Origin of the sequence: Salinivibrio sp. SS2 (assembly GCF_001722075.1) — a bacterium.
In the GTDB taxonomy this organism is placed as follows: Bacteria; Pseudomonadota; Gammaproteobacteria; order Enterobacterales; family Vibrionaceae; genus Salinivibrio; species Salinivibrio proteolyticus.
The window spans coordinates 47693-60989 of record NZ_MEBP01000059.1 but is presented as its reverse complement, the minus strand read 5'-3'; the positions used below and the strand labels follow the sequence as shown (position 1 = coordinate 60989).

Genomic DNA, 13297 nt, shown 5'->3' with positions numbered 1-13297 from the left:
TTTTTTTAATTCTGTGGCAGTTGTCCGTGTTTGGCGGTTCGTTGTTCGCTGGCGTTGTCACTGGTGTTGTTGTGCCGGGCTTGGCTCTGGCTCTGGCTCTGGCTCTGGCTCTGGCTCTGGCTCTGGCTCTGGCATACCATTATCGATATCAGTCTCATCGCCATCATCGCTTTCATAAAGCAAGTGCTCTAGTTCAGCTTCATTCGGATCGGTGTCGTCTTCCCCCCAAAGTGCCGGATCATCATCCTCAGCCAGTGGGTCGATATCATCATCCCCTACCACTTCTTCAAGCAGCGCATCTGAGTCTTCAAGATGAGGATCATCTTTATCTAGCACTTCGTCTAACAGTGCGTCACTGCTTTCATCAAACTCGTCGATATCATCATCGTCATCGTTGATCCAAGCCTCGTCATCGGCCTCTTCTTCATCACCAACCAGTTCGTCGAGCAACTCGGTGGTGTTATCGAGGGATAGGTCGTCATCGTCGCTATCGTCATCCGATAGATCAATGTCTTGGCTAAGATCAAGCTCAGGCTCGTCTTCGAGAACCTTATCAAACAAGGCATCATTTGGTGCGTCTTCTGGCTCGTCAGCAGCCTTATCTGTGTCTGATGTCGCTTCTTCCGGTTGGTCAGCACCCTCACCTTGTTCGCCGGCCAACAGGGCGTCGATATCATCAACATCGCCGCCATTATCTTCTTCGAGTGATTTTGCCCATTCTGCAGCCAGTGCTTCATCCGCACTCATTTCTTCTTCGGGGGCAGCATCTGACTCTTCTGGGGTAGACTCTTCTTCGACCGACGGTTCAGGCGTCTCTTCTGGGGGAGCCTCTGCTAGCTCATCCAGCGCTCGCTCCATGTCTTCCAGGCCAATAGCATCATCCCCATTGGGTGCCACGCTCGACTCGTTACCCGACATATCATCGAGGTCATCATCCAAGTCAAGATCGTCGAGATCCGTGTCATCACCAAACATTTGGTCTTCATCGCTACCAAAATCGTCGGCAATTTCTAACTCATCATCCTGCGGCTCTTCACCGACTTCCTCTTCAGGATCTGGCACCATGATAACCGGCATATCATCGTCAATTTCATCATGGTCAAGCGCCGCTGGTTCTTCGACGTCATCCTCTTGCTTTTTACGACGCGAGAGGAAGAAGAAAATCGCCCCCGCAATCGCAGCGCCAGGCAGAATCGCTAGCATAGCAAGCAACAACGGGCTATCCATCAATGATTCCACCGCTGATGGCGGCTGGGTTTCTTTTGCGACTTTTGCTTGGCGTTGTTGCTCTAAGAACGCGCGGATTTCCTGATTCAATTCAGCATCATTGCCTACTTGCTCTTTCAGCGCAGAAAGCTCGTGTTGAACTTCCGATAGACGGACTTTGAGCACATGGTTACTTTCTACCAAGCGCGTCATTTCTTGATCCGATGCTTGCAATTGCGACTGCAAATTCTCGACCACTTGTGGCTGTGGTGACATGTCATCGCTTGAGGAGTCCGCCATCGAAGATGCATCAGGCTCTTCAGCATCTGGTGAGGGAGGCGTTGCATCAGGACGAGAGGCAGCCGGTTGCTGAGGTTCACGAGGTGCACTCACTTGGGTGCTAAGTGGCGCTTGCGGGGTTGCCTGTGCTTGCTTTCTCGCTTGGTCGATTTCGAGGCGCGCAACAACATCGTTAGTGCTTTCACGCTGAATTTGCGCCAAGGTGGGCATTACTAAGTTACTGCCAGGCTGCAAACTATGGATATTGTTATCCGCAAACGCATTCGGATTTAAGCGAAAAATCGCTCCCAAGGTTTGATAAACACTGACTTGGTTATTCGGCCGCATTTGCGTGGCAATAGACCATAAGGTTTCATTCGCCCCGGTTGGCCCATAACGCTGCGGTGTCGGCGTATTCACTGGCTGCGGCGCTGATTGCGCCTCAGTAGTCATTTCATCCTGCGGTCCAAGTATACGAATCGCCGCTTCCACAGAAACAGTAGAAAAACTGAAGACAATAAACGCGACCATGGCTAGCAAGACAGCAAGACGCTGACTGAACTTTCCAGTAGTCATACACGTTTTACGATGAGAAGACTGTTCACTTTGCTGTGCGTCGGACACACCCGCACCCCTTATGGCAGAAATGGCCTCACTAAATATCTAACTATATCGGAAGCCATGCTAAAAACTGTAGTTTGATGATATAAAAGTGTGTTGTGCGATCAAACTGTGGGCGCTCGGCCTCAGTTTTACCTTTACGATTACCGGCAATTTGCCGCGACACACCGAGTTAAAAGCAAAAATAGTGCCTAAAAAAATACCCTGTCAATGGTGACAGGGTATCATGACATCTTGCCATCGTTGCGATAAACGCTGTGGCAAATTTACAAGTAATCGCGCACCAACAGTTCCGCAATCTGCACTGAGTTCGTTGCAGCTCCTTTTCTGACGTTATCCGCCACGACCCAAAGGTTTAAGCCATTCGGGTGACTAATATCATTACGGATCCGACCCACTAACACCTTGTCAGTGCCAGTGCCCTCTTTCACTTGCGTTGGGTAGTCCTCACCTTCGAACACTTCGATATGTTCATGTTGGCTCAAGATGGCCACCGCTTCTGTAGCGTCAATTGGTTGACGGCATTCAATATGCACCGCTTCGGCATGGCCATAGAAAACAGGTACACGCACGCAGGTGGGGTTCACGCCAATCATTTCATCGGCAAAGATCTTTTGCGTTTCCCACACCATTTTCATTTCTTCTTTGGTGTAGCCATTGTCCATAAACTGATCGATCTGTGGCAAACAATTAAACGCAATCTGTTTGCTATATAGCCCCGGTTCAGCGTCTTGACTATTGAGCAATTTAACCGTTTGTCCGGCAAGTTCATCGATACCCGACTTACCGGAACCCGAGACAGATTGATAGGTCGACACGTTAATACGCTCGATTCCCACTGCATCATAAATTGGTTTCAACGCCACCAGCATTTGGATGGTGGAACAATTGGGGTTAGCGATGATATTGCGGTTACGAAAATCGCCAATCGCGGCTGGGTTCACTTCGGGGACCACAAGAGGGACATCAAAGTCATAACGGAATTGGGAGGTGTTATCAATCACGACGACACCTGCGTCTGCCGCTACCGGCGCCCACTGTGCAGACGCTTGTGCGCCTGCTGAAAATAGGCCGATTTGCACTTGGGTCCAATCAAACTTCTCTACGTTTTTAACACGTAGGCTTTCGCCTTTGAATTTGATGGTTTCTCCTTCACTGCGCTCACTGGCGAGCAGGTGCAGTGTCCCAATCGGAAAATCGCGTTCTTCTAGGCTATCAATAATCGCGCGCCCTACCGCGCCTGTTGCGCCTAAAACCGCAACGTCAAATGCTTGTGTCATGCTTGCTCCTCAATACTAAAGCCGAGCTTAGCCAGCGACTGTAACCCGAAATCCGTCTGTCCGGCTACTGTGATCGCACTGTACTCACGTCGATCCCAGTAATTTTTTCGTAATTGGTCAAAGGCTGTACGTTGTGCAGGTTTATTGTCCCCAGCGCCATGCATCGCGCGACGAAAATCACTGTCGTCCCGACGAATATCGTAGACCAATTGTGTCAATGCCATTAGATCGCTTTGTTGCCATGGCTGAGCAAGCGTCACATGAGGGATGGGGGCCGTCGGTAGCAATTCACTGGCGTGGGCACGATGAGGCAAGCCAAGGTGTTCACACAGTGCGTTAAACACCATGGTAGTACCGCGCGCTTTTCCTTCTAGGCCATAGCCTGCAATATGCGGCGTGGCAAAGGTCAGCTTGTCCATGAGGTCCAGATCAACCTCGGGTTCATGCTCATACACATCAAGCACCGCATCCATGTCGCCTTGATCAAGTCGTGCACTCAAGGCCTGATTGTCAACCACAGGGCCGCGCGCCGCATTAATCAATATGCTGCCCGCGCCCAATGCCGCTAAACGTGTCGCGTTCATCAAATGGTAGGTGGGGTATTGGCCCTCGCGCGTTAATGGTGTGTGGAAAGTCACTACATCACACGATGCAATAAGTGTATCAATATCAACCATTGGGCGTGGATCACCGGCATCTTGGCGAGGCGGATCGCACAACATTGTTTTTATCCCTAGCGCATCAAGGCGCTCGGCTAAATAACTGCCCACGTGCCCGACTCCTACAATACCGACCATCCGGTCTGTAATCGAGAATCCTTGTTGTTGGGCCAATACAAGCAGTGCGCTGATCACATACTCAGCAACTCCAACTTTGTTGCAGCCGGGTGCTGCCGTCGCGTGAATACCTTGGGCATGCAGGGCGTTAAAATCAAGGTGATCTTCACCCGCGGTGGCAGAGCCGACAAAACGTAACCGAGACGCGCCCTTGACTAGGGCATGATTCACTTGTGTCACACTTCTTACCATTAATGCATCAGCATCAATCAAATCCGCCGCGCTGATTGCGCGTCCGGGTAATGCCACGACCTCACCCAATTGGCTAAACAAGGCTTGGGCATAAGGCATGTTTTCGTCTACAACAATTTTCACGTTCAACGTCCTGTGTGAGTCGGTGCACCGCGTATCGGATGCAAAATGCGAAGGCAATATTGTATCTGGCTCGTCACAAGAAAACACCCTTGCTCAACCGGGAAGGTGGAATTATCGATGGCAGGAGTCGGCATAAAAAAACCCGGCCGAAGCCGGGTAAATCCAGGACCTGAAAAGACCATTACCGGCTCTCAACGATAATAGCCCGCGTCTGATGGCAGAATTGCTCTGCAAACCTGGAAAACGAGGGGCGGATTAACCGCGATATTTTTCGATCACCAAGGTCGCATTGGTGCCACCGAAGCCAAAGCTGTTCGACATCACACGCGTCAGTGCTTGCTCACGCGGTGTAGTGACAATATCCAGCCCTTCTGCAGCAGGATCGAGTTGTTCGATGTTAATACTTGGCGCCACAAAGCCATGCTCCAGCATCAACGTCGAATAAATGGCTTCATGCACACCTGCCGCGCCTAACGCGTGGCCCGTCATGGCTTTGGTCGCTGAAATCGCTGGGCTCTTGCCTGCGAAAACTTCTTGGATCGCGCCAAGCTCTTTGACATCACCAACTGGGGTGGATGTGCCGTGGGTATTGATATAATCCACGTCGCCGTCCACATCTTGCATCGCCATCTTCATACAGCGGATGGCGCCTTCGCCTGACGGGGCAACCATGTCGTAGCCGTCAGAAGTCGCACCATAACCGACGATTTCACCATAGATGGTCGCGCCACGCGCCAATGCATGCTCAAGCTCTTCGACCACCAACATGCCGCCACCACCAGAGATAACAAACCCATCGCGGTCTGCATCATAGGTCCGTGAAGCCTTTTGTGGGTCGTCATTGTATTTCGTTGATAACGCACCCATGGCATCAAACATCATAGTTAATGACCAATCAAGCTCTTCGCCGCCACCAGCAAATACGATGTCTTGCTTACCCAATTGAATGAGCTCAAGTGCATGACCGATACAGTGTGCTGATGTTGCACAAGCAGAGCTCATGGTGTAGTTCACCCCTTTAATTTGAAATGGGGTGGCCAAGCACGCAGATACCGTCGAGGACATAGTGCGTGGCACCATGTATGGGCCAACGCGTTTAACCCCTTTTTCTCGAAGAATATCGACCGCGGCTACTTGGTTAACAGAAGACGCACCGCCTGAGCCTGCGACAAGGCCGGTCCGTTCATTAGAGACGTGTTCAGGTGCAAGACCTGCGTGTTCAATCGCTTGCTCCATGGCAAGATAAGCAAAGCCAGCCGCGTCACCCATAAAGCGCATTTTTTTGCGGTCGATATGGTCGGCGGGGTTCAGTTTGAGGTCACCCCAAACGTTACTGCGCAGTTTCATATCGGCAAACTGCTGAGAGAAGTTAATGCCAGATTTTCCCGCTTTGAGCGACTCCAGCACTTCTTTGACGTTGTTACCAATACTGGAAACAATCCCCATGCCTGTAATGACAGCTCGTTTCATGATTCTTTCCTAGACGTTAATTTCGCAGTGGATGATAGCGTTTTTAAAGCTGATAAGTGGTCAGCTTTCCTTTCAGTCAGTACAATTTCGCTTTTACGACATTTTTGTATGAGGCATTTGTGAGCTCTCCCTCAATTAAACATGCGCAAATCAGTTGGAACGACACTGGCACACCGGTCGCCGACCAGTTTGACGATGTGTATTTTTCTAACGCTGACGGCCTCGCCGAAACCCGCTATGTGTTTTTGGCTCAAAACCAACTTCCCACCCGCTGGGAGACCCACTCATCGCCCCGCTTTGTGATCGCGGAAACCGGTTTCGGCACCGGATTAAACTTTCTCGCGACCTGGCACGCCTTTGCGCAGTTCCGCCAAGCCCAACCCGATGCGGCGGTCACACAACTGCACTTTATCAGTTTCGAAAAATATCCCCTGACCGTAGAAGATCTTGACCGTGCGCATCAAGCTTGGCCTGAGCTTGCCCCGTATGCAGAGCAGCTTCGTTCTCACTACCCAGCCCCTTTAGCGGGCTGTCAACGGATCGTGCTGGCACAAGGTCAGATTACACTCGATTTGTGGTTTGGTGATATTAAAGATTGGTTACCACAAGTGCCGACTGGCGCAGCAGGGATTATCGATGCTTGGTATCTCGACGGTTTTGCCCCGAGCAAAAACCCGGAGATGTGGAATCAAGATTTATTTGATGGCATGGCTAGGCTTGCCCGTGAGCAGTGTACTTGCGCCACCTTTACCGCCGCTGGTTTTGTCCGTCGTGGTCTATTAGCTGCCGGTTTTGACATGCAAAAGGTGAAAGGGTTTGGCCACAAACGCGAAATGCTGGCAGGCCGATTACCCACGCGCAAAACGGCGACCAGCTTTCAACCATGGTACGCTCGGACTCCGGCCATATCGGCAGATGATATTGCGGTCATTGGCGGAGGGATTGCCAGTGCCGCATTGATCACGGCATTACTTCAACGCGGAAAACGCGTCACCCTCTATAGCCAAGACTCGCATCCTGCAGCGGGGGCATCAGGTAACCGCCAAGGCGCCATTTATCCACTTTTAAATGGCAATAACGACAATCTAAGCCAATTTTTTGCTCCTGCGTTTTTGTTTGCTCGCCAGTTTGTTGAGCAACAACACGAGCAAGGGATCGCGTTTGAACACCAATGGTGTGGCGTGACTCAACTGGGTTACGATGAGAAAAGTGCGACCAAACTGGCTAAAATGACCGAAGGTGACTTTCCAGACACACTCGTCACGCCAATCGATAAGGCAGATGTAGCTGAGACGGTCGGCCTAGAAACCGGCCATGCAGGCGTATTTTATCCATTGGGTGGGTGGATGAGCCCACAACAATTTACGGCCGCCGTGATTGATGCGGCTATCGCGAGCGGACAACTGCGCGCACATTTTGATTGCCACGTGGATGCTCTGACGCAAGCCGACAATGGCTGGACACTTAACACAGCAATTGGTGAGGTTTGGCATCATAATGTGGTGATCGCAAACGGTCACCAATCCGCTCAATTTGGCCAAACACAGCCGATTCCTGTTTATCCGGTGCGAGGTCAAGTGAGCCATGTCCCCACCAATGCTGAGCTACGTCAACTTAATACAGTGCTGTGTTTCGAAGGCTATTTAACGCCGGTCAATCAAGCAGGAGAGCATTGCTTGGGGGCCAGTTACAGCCGGAATAATGCAGACCTCACTTTCCAAGCTGACGAGCAAACCGAGAACCAACAGCGTCTCACCAGTTGTATTGATACCGACTGGGCGCGTGCCGTGCCAGTTGCAAAAGAAGGACGTGTGGGCGTACGCTGCGCCAGTCGCGATCACCTCCCGTTTGTGGGCAATGTTTGCGACTATCACGCACTGGTTGCTGCGTACCAGAATCTGCAAAAAGATAAAGAAAAAGCAGGCTCCGTGCCTGTCTATCCGGGGCTATTTTGCCTACTCGGCTTGGGGTCACGTGGTCTTACGTCCGCGCCGCTTGCCGCGGAAATACTCGCCGCACAATTGTGTGATGAGCCTTTGCCATTACCACAAACGGTGCTCGACAGCCTGCATCCAGGGCGAATGTGGGTGCGTAAGCTGTTAAAAGGTAAAGCCTTGTAACCACAGTTACGAGACAAAACAGCCATCGTCTCGACGATGGCTGTTTACTGTCGGCGCCGCTTATTTCATGCGCTCAGCGGCGAAGACTATTGGTCTTTTTCAACCTGTTGCTGCAGCAAATCCCACAATGCGCCCACCAAACGTTGATCGCCGGGAGACAATTCACTGGCATTGTCATTAAGGCTGGCATCCACACGCGCTTTGAGCGAGGCAACGTCATCAAGACCTTCCAGTTCGCAGTCTGCAGCGGCAAGAGACACATGGCCACGTAAATAACCACTGGCAAATAACTCATCATCAGAGGCGGTTTCTACCATCTCATCAATCAAGGTCAAAATACGTTCTTCGTAGTCTTGGATCATCATGTCTCTCTTAGCCTGACTCGGGCAATGCAAAATCGTTGGGCGTTAACGGGGCAATGCCGTAAAAGCCTCGCAAGGTATCAGAAAACTGCTTAGCACGCACGGGTAATGCGGGGCTTGTGCTGTCTTCGCTCAGGTAGTCCATCACTTGCTGACGCACTTTGGCAGTAAACGCATGGCGATCTGGCTCGACACCGCTTAAATTGTCGCAACTGACTTGAAAACGAAACCCACAGCTTGCAGATAGTATCCACTCAATCGCTTGTGGCTTCACTTCCACGGCCTCAAAGGCGGCTTGCGTGTCAGCATCACGGCCATCGGGGTGATACCAATAGCCATAGTCTTCCAATTGACGGCGTTTCTCGCCGGCAATGGTCCAATGTGCAATTTCATGTAACGCAGACGCAAAAAAACCGCGTGCAAAAATCACCCGATGATGTGGGTACGTTGCATCCGCGGGCCGATAAATGGGTTCATCGCCGCCCAGTAAGAGTTCAGTATTGAACGTGCTAAGAAATGTTTGGTTAAAAAGCCGAATTAAGTCGTGATAATCGTGGGTCATACAGCACTTTAATAGGATTAAATATCAATCAGTAACAAAAAAGACATTTTTAGCGATAAAAAGTAGCATCTCTATTAGCTAAGCCTTTCAATCTAAACACTCTTTTTTATTTGTTCCTCATCACAAATTTGATTGTGTGAGGCCGTTAAGGCCACTACAATGCGCGTCAATTTCTAATCTCAGTATAAGGTGTCGGGTTGTATGTTGTTATTGACGCTTTATGTCATCGGCATTACCGCGGAAGCCATGACAGGTGCGCTCTGCGCAGGCAGAAAACACATGGACTGGTTTGGGGTGATGTTTGTCGCCAGCGCCACCGCTATCGGTGGCGGAACAGTCCGCGATATTCTTTTTGGCCACTACCCTCTCACTTGGGTTGCTAACCCGCATTTTCTCGTAATTACTTGCGTCGCAGGCTTGATTACCCCGTGGATTGCCAGCTGGGTTGCACGCAATTATAAACTGTTTGTCACCCTAGATGCACTGGGCCTTGCCGCCTTCAGTATTATTGGCTGCCGCGTTGCGATGGATATGGGGCTACATCCTCTGATTTGCATGGTTTCATCTCTGATCACCGGTATTTTTGGCGGGCTATTGCGTGACTTAATTTGTCGTCAATCGCCGATGGTCTTGCATAAAGAGCTATATGCCTTGGTCGCCTTTGTCACCGGTGCGCTTTACTTTAGCTTGATTCGTCTCGATGTCGGTGAACTGATTGCGACGGTTGCTAGTTTAGTGATCGGCTTTGGATTTAGAATGGCCGCCCTTCGCTTTGGTTGGTCGTTACCGGTTTTCCGCTTTGAAGCGCCTTCATCGCTGCACTGATCATAAAAAACCGCACAACTGGGTGCGGCTTTTTTGGGAAATCGACTGATTCCAAAACTATATGCTGGGGTTCGCCCCCATTTGGCCACGATGACGCAGCAAATGGTCCATAAGCACAATCGCCACCATGGCTTCAGCAATCGGTACCGCGCGGATCCCTACACAAGGATCATGACGGCCCCGGGTAACCACATCCGCGGACTCCCCGTGAATATCAATGCTTTTTCCCGGCACCGTAATGCTAGACGTCGGCTTGAGCGCTAAATGGGCAACCAGCGGCTGGCCTGAAGAAATGCCCCCCAGAATGCCACCGGCATGGTTTGAGGCAAAGCCATCAGGATGAATTTCATCACGATGCTCACTGCCACGCTGGGTTACCACATCAAAACCATCACCAATCTCGACCCCTTTCACCGCATTGATCCCCATCAGTGCGTGGGCGATATCAGCATCTAAACGGTCAAACACCGGCTCCCCTAAGCCTACCGGCAGGTTTTCCGCCACTACGGTCAGTTTCGCACCGATCGAGTCGCCGTCTTTTTTGAGCTGACGGATAAGTGCGTCTAACTCATCGAGTTTATTTGAGTCAGGACAGAAGAAAGGATTTTGCTCAACTTGCGCCCAATCAACTGTGTCTATGGTCACATCGCCCATCTGCGCCAAGTAGGCACGGACTTGAATACCGTGGACTTGGGCAAGGTATTTTTTAGCCACCGCCCCAGCGGCAACACGCATCGCGGTTTCACGCGCTGACGAACGACCACCGCCGCGGTAATCGCGGATGCCGTATTTATGATGGTAAGTAAAATCTGCATGGCCGGGACGAAACACATCTTTGATTTTGGAGTAATCTTTTGAGCGTTGGTCGGTATTTTCGATCATCAAGCCGATCGATGTCCCCGTGGTTTTGCCCTCAAACACACCGGAGAGAATCTTAACAGCGTCAGGCTCGCGACGCTGTGTGGTGTATTTCGATGTGCCGGGGCGACGACGGTCAAGATCATGCTGCATGTCCGCTTCCGTCAGCGCCAACCCCGGAGGGCAGCCGTCAATAATCGCGCCCAGTGCGATACCGTGGCTTTCTCCAAACGTCGTCACGCGAAAAATTTGTCCAATCGTGTTGCCTGCCATGCCTTCCTCTGTTTGCCTGATGGGCATTGTTGTGTTTTTGCGTACTTTGTTAGCAATTAACCACAAAGCAGTCAAAGACGCAAAAAAAATCCACCTCTGGTCGTCAGTGCCAAAATAAAAAAAGCCAGCACAAAGGCTGGCTAGAAAAGTATGCGAAGCACGTGTGACTAGTCGCGATAAAGCGCAAATTCCTCAGCACAGGCAACCAAATCCTGACGCGAGATCATGAACACGCCGTGACCGCCATTTTCGAATTCGATCCAATGCAATGGTAGGTGGCCATATTGCTCTTGCATGTGCACCATCGAGTTACCCACTTCACAGATCAGTACACCATCGTCGGTGAGGTAATCCGGAGCATTGGCTAGGATACGACGAACCAGTTTTAATCCATCCGTCCCGGCAGCCAGCCCTAATTCAGGCTCATGGCGGAACTCATCAGGCAGGTCAGCCATGTCTTCTGCATCCACGTACGGAGGATTGCTAACAATCAAATCGTACTTATCTTGCGGGACGTTTTTTAGTAAATCAGATCGCAGCGGGATCACTTGCTCTTCCAAGCCGTGATCTTGAATGTTGATTTCGGTCACTTCCAACGCATCGGTAGAAATATCAACCGCATCGACTTCCGCCTCAGGAAACGCATAGGCGCATGCAATGGCAATACAGCCACTGCCGGTGCATAGGTCCATAATCCGGCTTGGGGCATGCGGTAAAATACCGGCAAACTCTTGTTGGATCAGCTCACCAATCGGTGAACGTGGCACCAAGACGCGCTCGTCAACAAAAAACTCGAGGCCACAGAAATAGGCTTTGTTGGTCAAGTACGCAACAGGGGTTTTATCGTTAATCCGTGCAATGACACGCTCAACAATACGATGTTTTTCACTGGTGGTCAGGCGCGAAAAACGCGTCTCAGACGGGACATCGACAGGAAGATATAAGGTAGGAAGCACAAGCTGCACCGCCTCGTCCCAAGCATTGTCTGTGCCATGACCATAAAACAGCCCTGCCGCATTGAAACGACTGACTGTCCAGCGCAGCATGTCTTGCAGCGTATGTAATTCGCTGACCACTTCTTCAGTAAAAATCGTATCCACATTGGCCTCCATCGGCTTCATGCAATTTAGGGTCGCCCTTTGACGCGAGGTCAGTACAATAAGCAGCATTTTGAGCTGGCTGAATGTACAATTCAGATTATCACCTCGGGGACAGTTTTTATGAGCAAAAAACCATCAATAACGGAAGAGGATTTTGCATTATTCCGTGATGCCGTCAAAGGCGCAAAAAAGTTGGAGCAGGATACCATAAACCCGCCACAACGCCAGACGAGCAAACCGCGCAAACAGCAGCGATTCGAGCAACAAAGCCGCGATCATGCCTTTTACTTTTCTGATGAGTTTGAGCCTTTACTCAGTGAATCCGGCCCTATGCAATACGCCCGCCAAGGCGTCTCCAAATATGAGGTGAAGCGCTTGCGTCGTGGCGTCTATGTGCCCGATATCTATTTAGATTTACATGGCATGACACAGATGGAAGCAAAACGTGAACTCGGCGCGATGCTGGCTGCCTGTGTCAAAGACGGCGTCCAGTGTGCCAGTGTCATGCACGGCATCGGCAAAGGGATCCTCAAAGAAAAAATCCCGCTATGGCTCGCACAGCATCCGGATGTGTTGGCATTTCATCAGGCCCCACTGGAGTTCGGCGGTAATGGTGCACTCTTGGTGTTAATCGACGTTTCCGACCGCTAGCTCCCGAGGCGGTTTAGCCTTGTAGCTCGCGCGGTGACATCATTGCAATAAGCTCGGCCGTATCGTTTTGACCATCGATATCAAGTACTGCCATGGCTGACGTCGAGAACATTGGCGGCTGACCATTTTGCAACCACTCGTTGGTCAAATAGCCCACCAGCGGCAAATGAGATACCACGAGGACGACATTCGGTGCTTCTACGTCAAACATGGCTTGCAGATAGGTATAAACTTGGTCGCTCTGACCATAAGGCGTGATGTCTGGCTCAGTGACAACCTCACGGGCAGGAAGGTGCGGCGCACAGACTTGCCATGTTTGCTGGGCACGTAAGTAAGGACTTACCAATACTTTATCGATCGTCTCGCCAGCCAAATGTTGACTGAGCCAAGCTGCCATTTGCTCACTTTGTCGCTCGCCATTCGCGGTTAAACCGCGTTCACTATCGCTTGCAGCAAACGCTTGTGCTTCCCCATGACGCATTATGATCAGTTTCATAGCCAGAAATACTCACAACAGTTATCTGTGATTTAGCCGCATG

At 50.9% G+C, this 13297-nt stretch carries 12 protein-coding genes; 3 read left to right on the top strand and 9 right to left on the bottom strand.

Features of this window, described 5'->3' with window-relative positions; all coding sequences use genetic code 11:
- Positions 1 to 57: 57 nt before the first annotated feature.
- From BGK46_RS03925 to fabB, 4 genes are all read right to left on the bottom strand, one after another.
- Positions 58 to 2061 carry a FimV/HubP family polar landmark protein gene (locus BGK46_RS03925; RefSeq protein WP_139130726.1) on the bottom strand — a complete coding sequence of 668 codons (2004 nt, stop codon included), beginning with the start codon at positions 2059 to 2061 and terminating at the stop codon, positions 58 to 60.
- A gap of 311 nt (positions 2062 to 2372) precedes the next feature.
- A complete protein-coding gene (locus BGK46_RS03920; protein ID WP_069587223.1) occupies positions 2373 to 3386 on the bottom strand; it encodes an aspartate-semialdehyde dehydrogenase in 1014 nt (337 codons plus the stop codon).
- The gene (gene pdxB / locus BGK46_RS03915) at positions 3383 to 4537 is read right to left on the bottom strand and encodes a 4-phosphoerythronate dehydrogenase PdxB (protein ID WP_069587221.1); all 1155 of its coding nucleotides are present in this window, start codon (positions 4535 to 4537) and stop codon (positions 3383 to 3385) included. Before pdxB ends, BGK46_RS03920 begins: the two co-directional genes overlap by 4 nt.
- Before the next feature lie 255 nt (positions 4538 to 4792).
- Entirely contained in the window at positions 4793 to 6007 is a 1215-nt protein-coding gene (gene fabB, locus BGK46_RS03910; RefSeq protein ID WP_069587218.1) for a beta-ketoacyl-ACP synthase I, read from the bottom strand.
- A gap of 119 nt (positions 6008 to 6126) precedes the next feature.
- On the opposite strand from fabB, the gene mnmC reads away from it, so the two are divergent.
- On the top strand, positions 6127 to 8127 hold the full coding sequence (gene mnmC / locus BGK46_RS03905) for a bifunctional tRNA (5-methylaminomethyl-2-thiouridine)(34)-methyltransferase MnmD/FAD-dependent 5-carboxymethylaminomethyl-2-thiouridine(34) oxidoreductase MnmC (protein WP_069587233.1): 2001 nt from the start codon (positions 6127 to 6129) through the stop codon (positions 8125 to 8127).
- Between the two features lie 86 nt (positions 8128 to 8213).
- Here the strand turns inward: mnmC and BGK46_RS03900 are convergent, their stop codons facing one another.
- Positions 8214 to 8489 (bottom strand): YfcL family protein, encoded by a 276-nt coding sequence (locus tag BGK46_RS03900; protein ID WP_069587231.1) that lies wholly within the window; start codon positions 8487 to 8489, stop codon positions 8214 to 8216.
- Between the two features lie 10 nt (positions 8490 to 8499).
- The gene (locus tag BGK46_RS03895) at positions 8500 to 9051 is read right to left on the bottom strand and encodes an elongation factor P hydroxylase (RefSeq protein ID WP_069587217.1); all 552 of its coding nucleotides are present in this window, start codon (positions 9049 to 9051) and stop codon (positions 8500 to 8502) included.
- A gap of 201 nt (positions 9052 to 9252) precedes the next feature.
- On the opposite strand from BGK46_RS03895, the gene BGK46_RS03890 reads away from it, so the two are divergent.
- Positions 9253 to 9876, top strand: a complete 624-nt coding sequence (locus BGK46_RS03890) for a trimeric intracellular cation channel family protein (protein WP_069587214.1) — start codon at positions 9253 to 9255, stop codon at positions 9874 to 9876.
- Positions 9877 to 9933: 57 nt separating this feature from the next.
- Here BGK46_RS03890 and aroC read toward each other — a convergent pair whose 3' ends face one another.
- Both aroC and prmB read right to left on the bottom strand, forming a co-directional pair.
- On the bottom strand, positions 9934 to 11007 hold the full coding sequence (gene aroC / locus BGK46_RS03885; protein ID WP_069587212.1) for a chorismate synthase: 1074 nt from the start codon (positions 11005 to 11007) through the stop codon (positions 9934 to 9936).
- Positions 11008 to 11174: 167 nt separating this feature from the next.
- Positions 11175 to 12107, bottom strand: coding sequence for a 50S ribosomal protein L3 N(5)-glutamine methyltransferase (gene prmB / locus BGK46_RS03880; protein ID WP_069587230.1), 933 nt, complete (start codon positions 12105 to 12107; stop codon positions 11175 to 11177).
- Positions 12108 to 12227: 120 nt separating this feature from the next.
- On the opposite strand from prmB, the gene smrB reads away from it, so the two are divergent.
- On the top strand, positions 12228 to 12758 hold the full coding sequence (gene smrB / locus BGK46_RS03875; protein ID WP_069587210.1) for an endonuclease SmrB: 531 nt from the start codon (positions 12228 to 12230) through the stop codon (positions 12756 to 12758).
- A gap of 13 nt (positions 12759 to 12771) precedes the next feature.
- Here the strand turns inward: smrB and sixA are convergent, their stop codons facing one another.
- Positions 12772 to 13254: a phosphohistidine phosphatase SixA gene (gene sixA / locus BGK46_RS03870; protein ID WP_069587208.1), complete on the bottom strand. Its 483-nt coding sequence runs from the start codon at positions 13252 to 13254 to the stop codon at positions 12772 to 12774.
- Positions 13255 to 13297 lie beyond the last annotated feature (43 nt).

Bases quoted from the DNA above. Each gene is read 5' to 3' on its own strand.
- sixA (WP_069587208.1), bottom strand. From the start codon at position 13,254: ATGAAACTGATCATAATGCGTCATGGGGAAGCACAAGCGTTTGCTGCA.
- BGK46_RS03890 (WP_069587214.1), top strand. From the start codon at position 9,253: ATGTTGTTATTGACGCTTTATGTCATCGGCATTACCGCGGAAGCCATG.
- BGK46_RS03920 (WP_069587223.1), bottom strand. From the start codon at position 3,386: ATGACACAAGCATTTGACGTTGCGGTTTTAGGCGCAACAGGCGCGGTA.
- smrB (WP_069587210.1), top strand. From the start codon at position 12,228: ATGAGCAAAAAACCATCAATAACGGAAGAGGATTTTGCATTATTCCGT.
- BGK46_RS03895 (WP_069587217.1), bottom strand. From the start codon at position 9,051: ATGACCCACGATTATCACGACTTAATTCGGCTTTTTAACCAAACATTT.
- aroC (WP_069587212.1), bottom strand. From the start codon at position 11,007: ATGGCAGGCAACACGATTGGACAAATTTTTCGCGTGACGACGTTTGGA.
- BGK46_RS03925 (WP_139130726.1), bottom strand. From the start codon at position 2,061: ATGACTACTGGAAAGTTCAGTCAGCGTCTTGCTGTCTTGCTAGCCATG.
- BGK46_RS03900 (WP_069587231.1), bottom strand. From the start codon at position 8,489: ATGATCCAAGACTACGAAGAACGTATTTTGACCTTGATTGATGAGATG.
- fabB (WP_069587218.1), bottom strand. From the start codon at position 6,007: ATGAAACGAGCTGTCATTACAGGCATGGGGATTGTTTCCAGTATTGGT.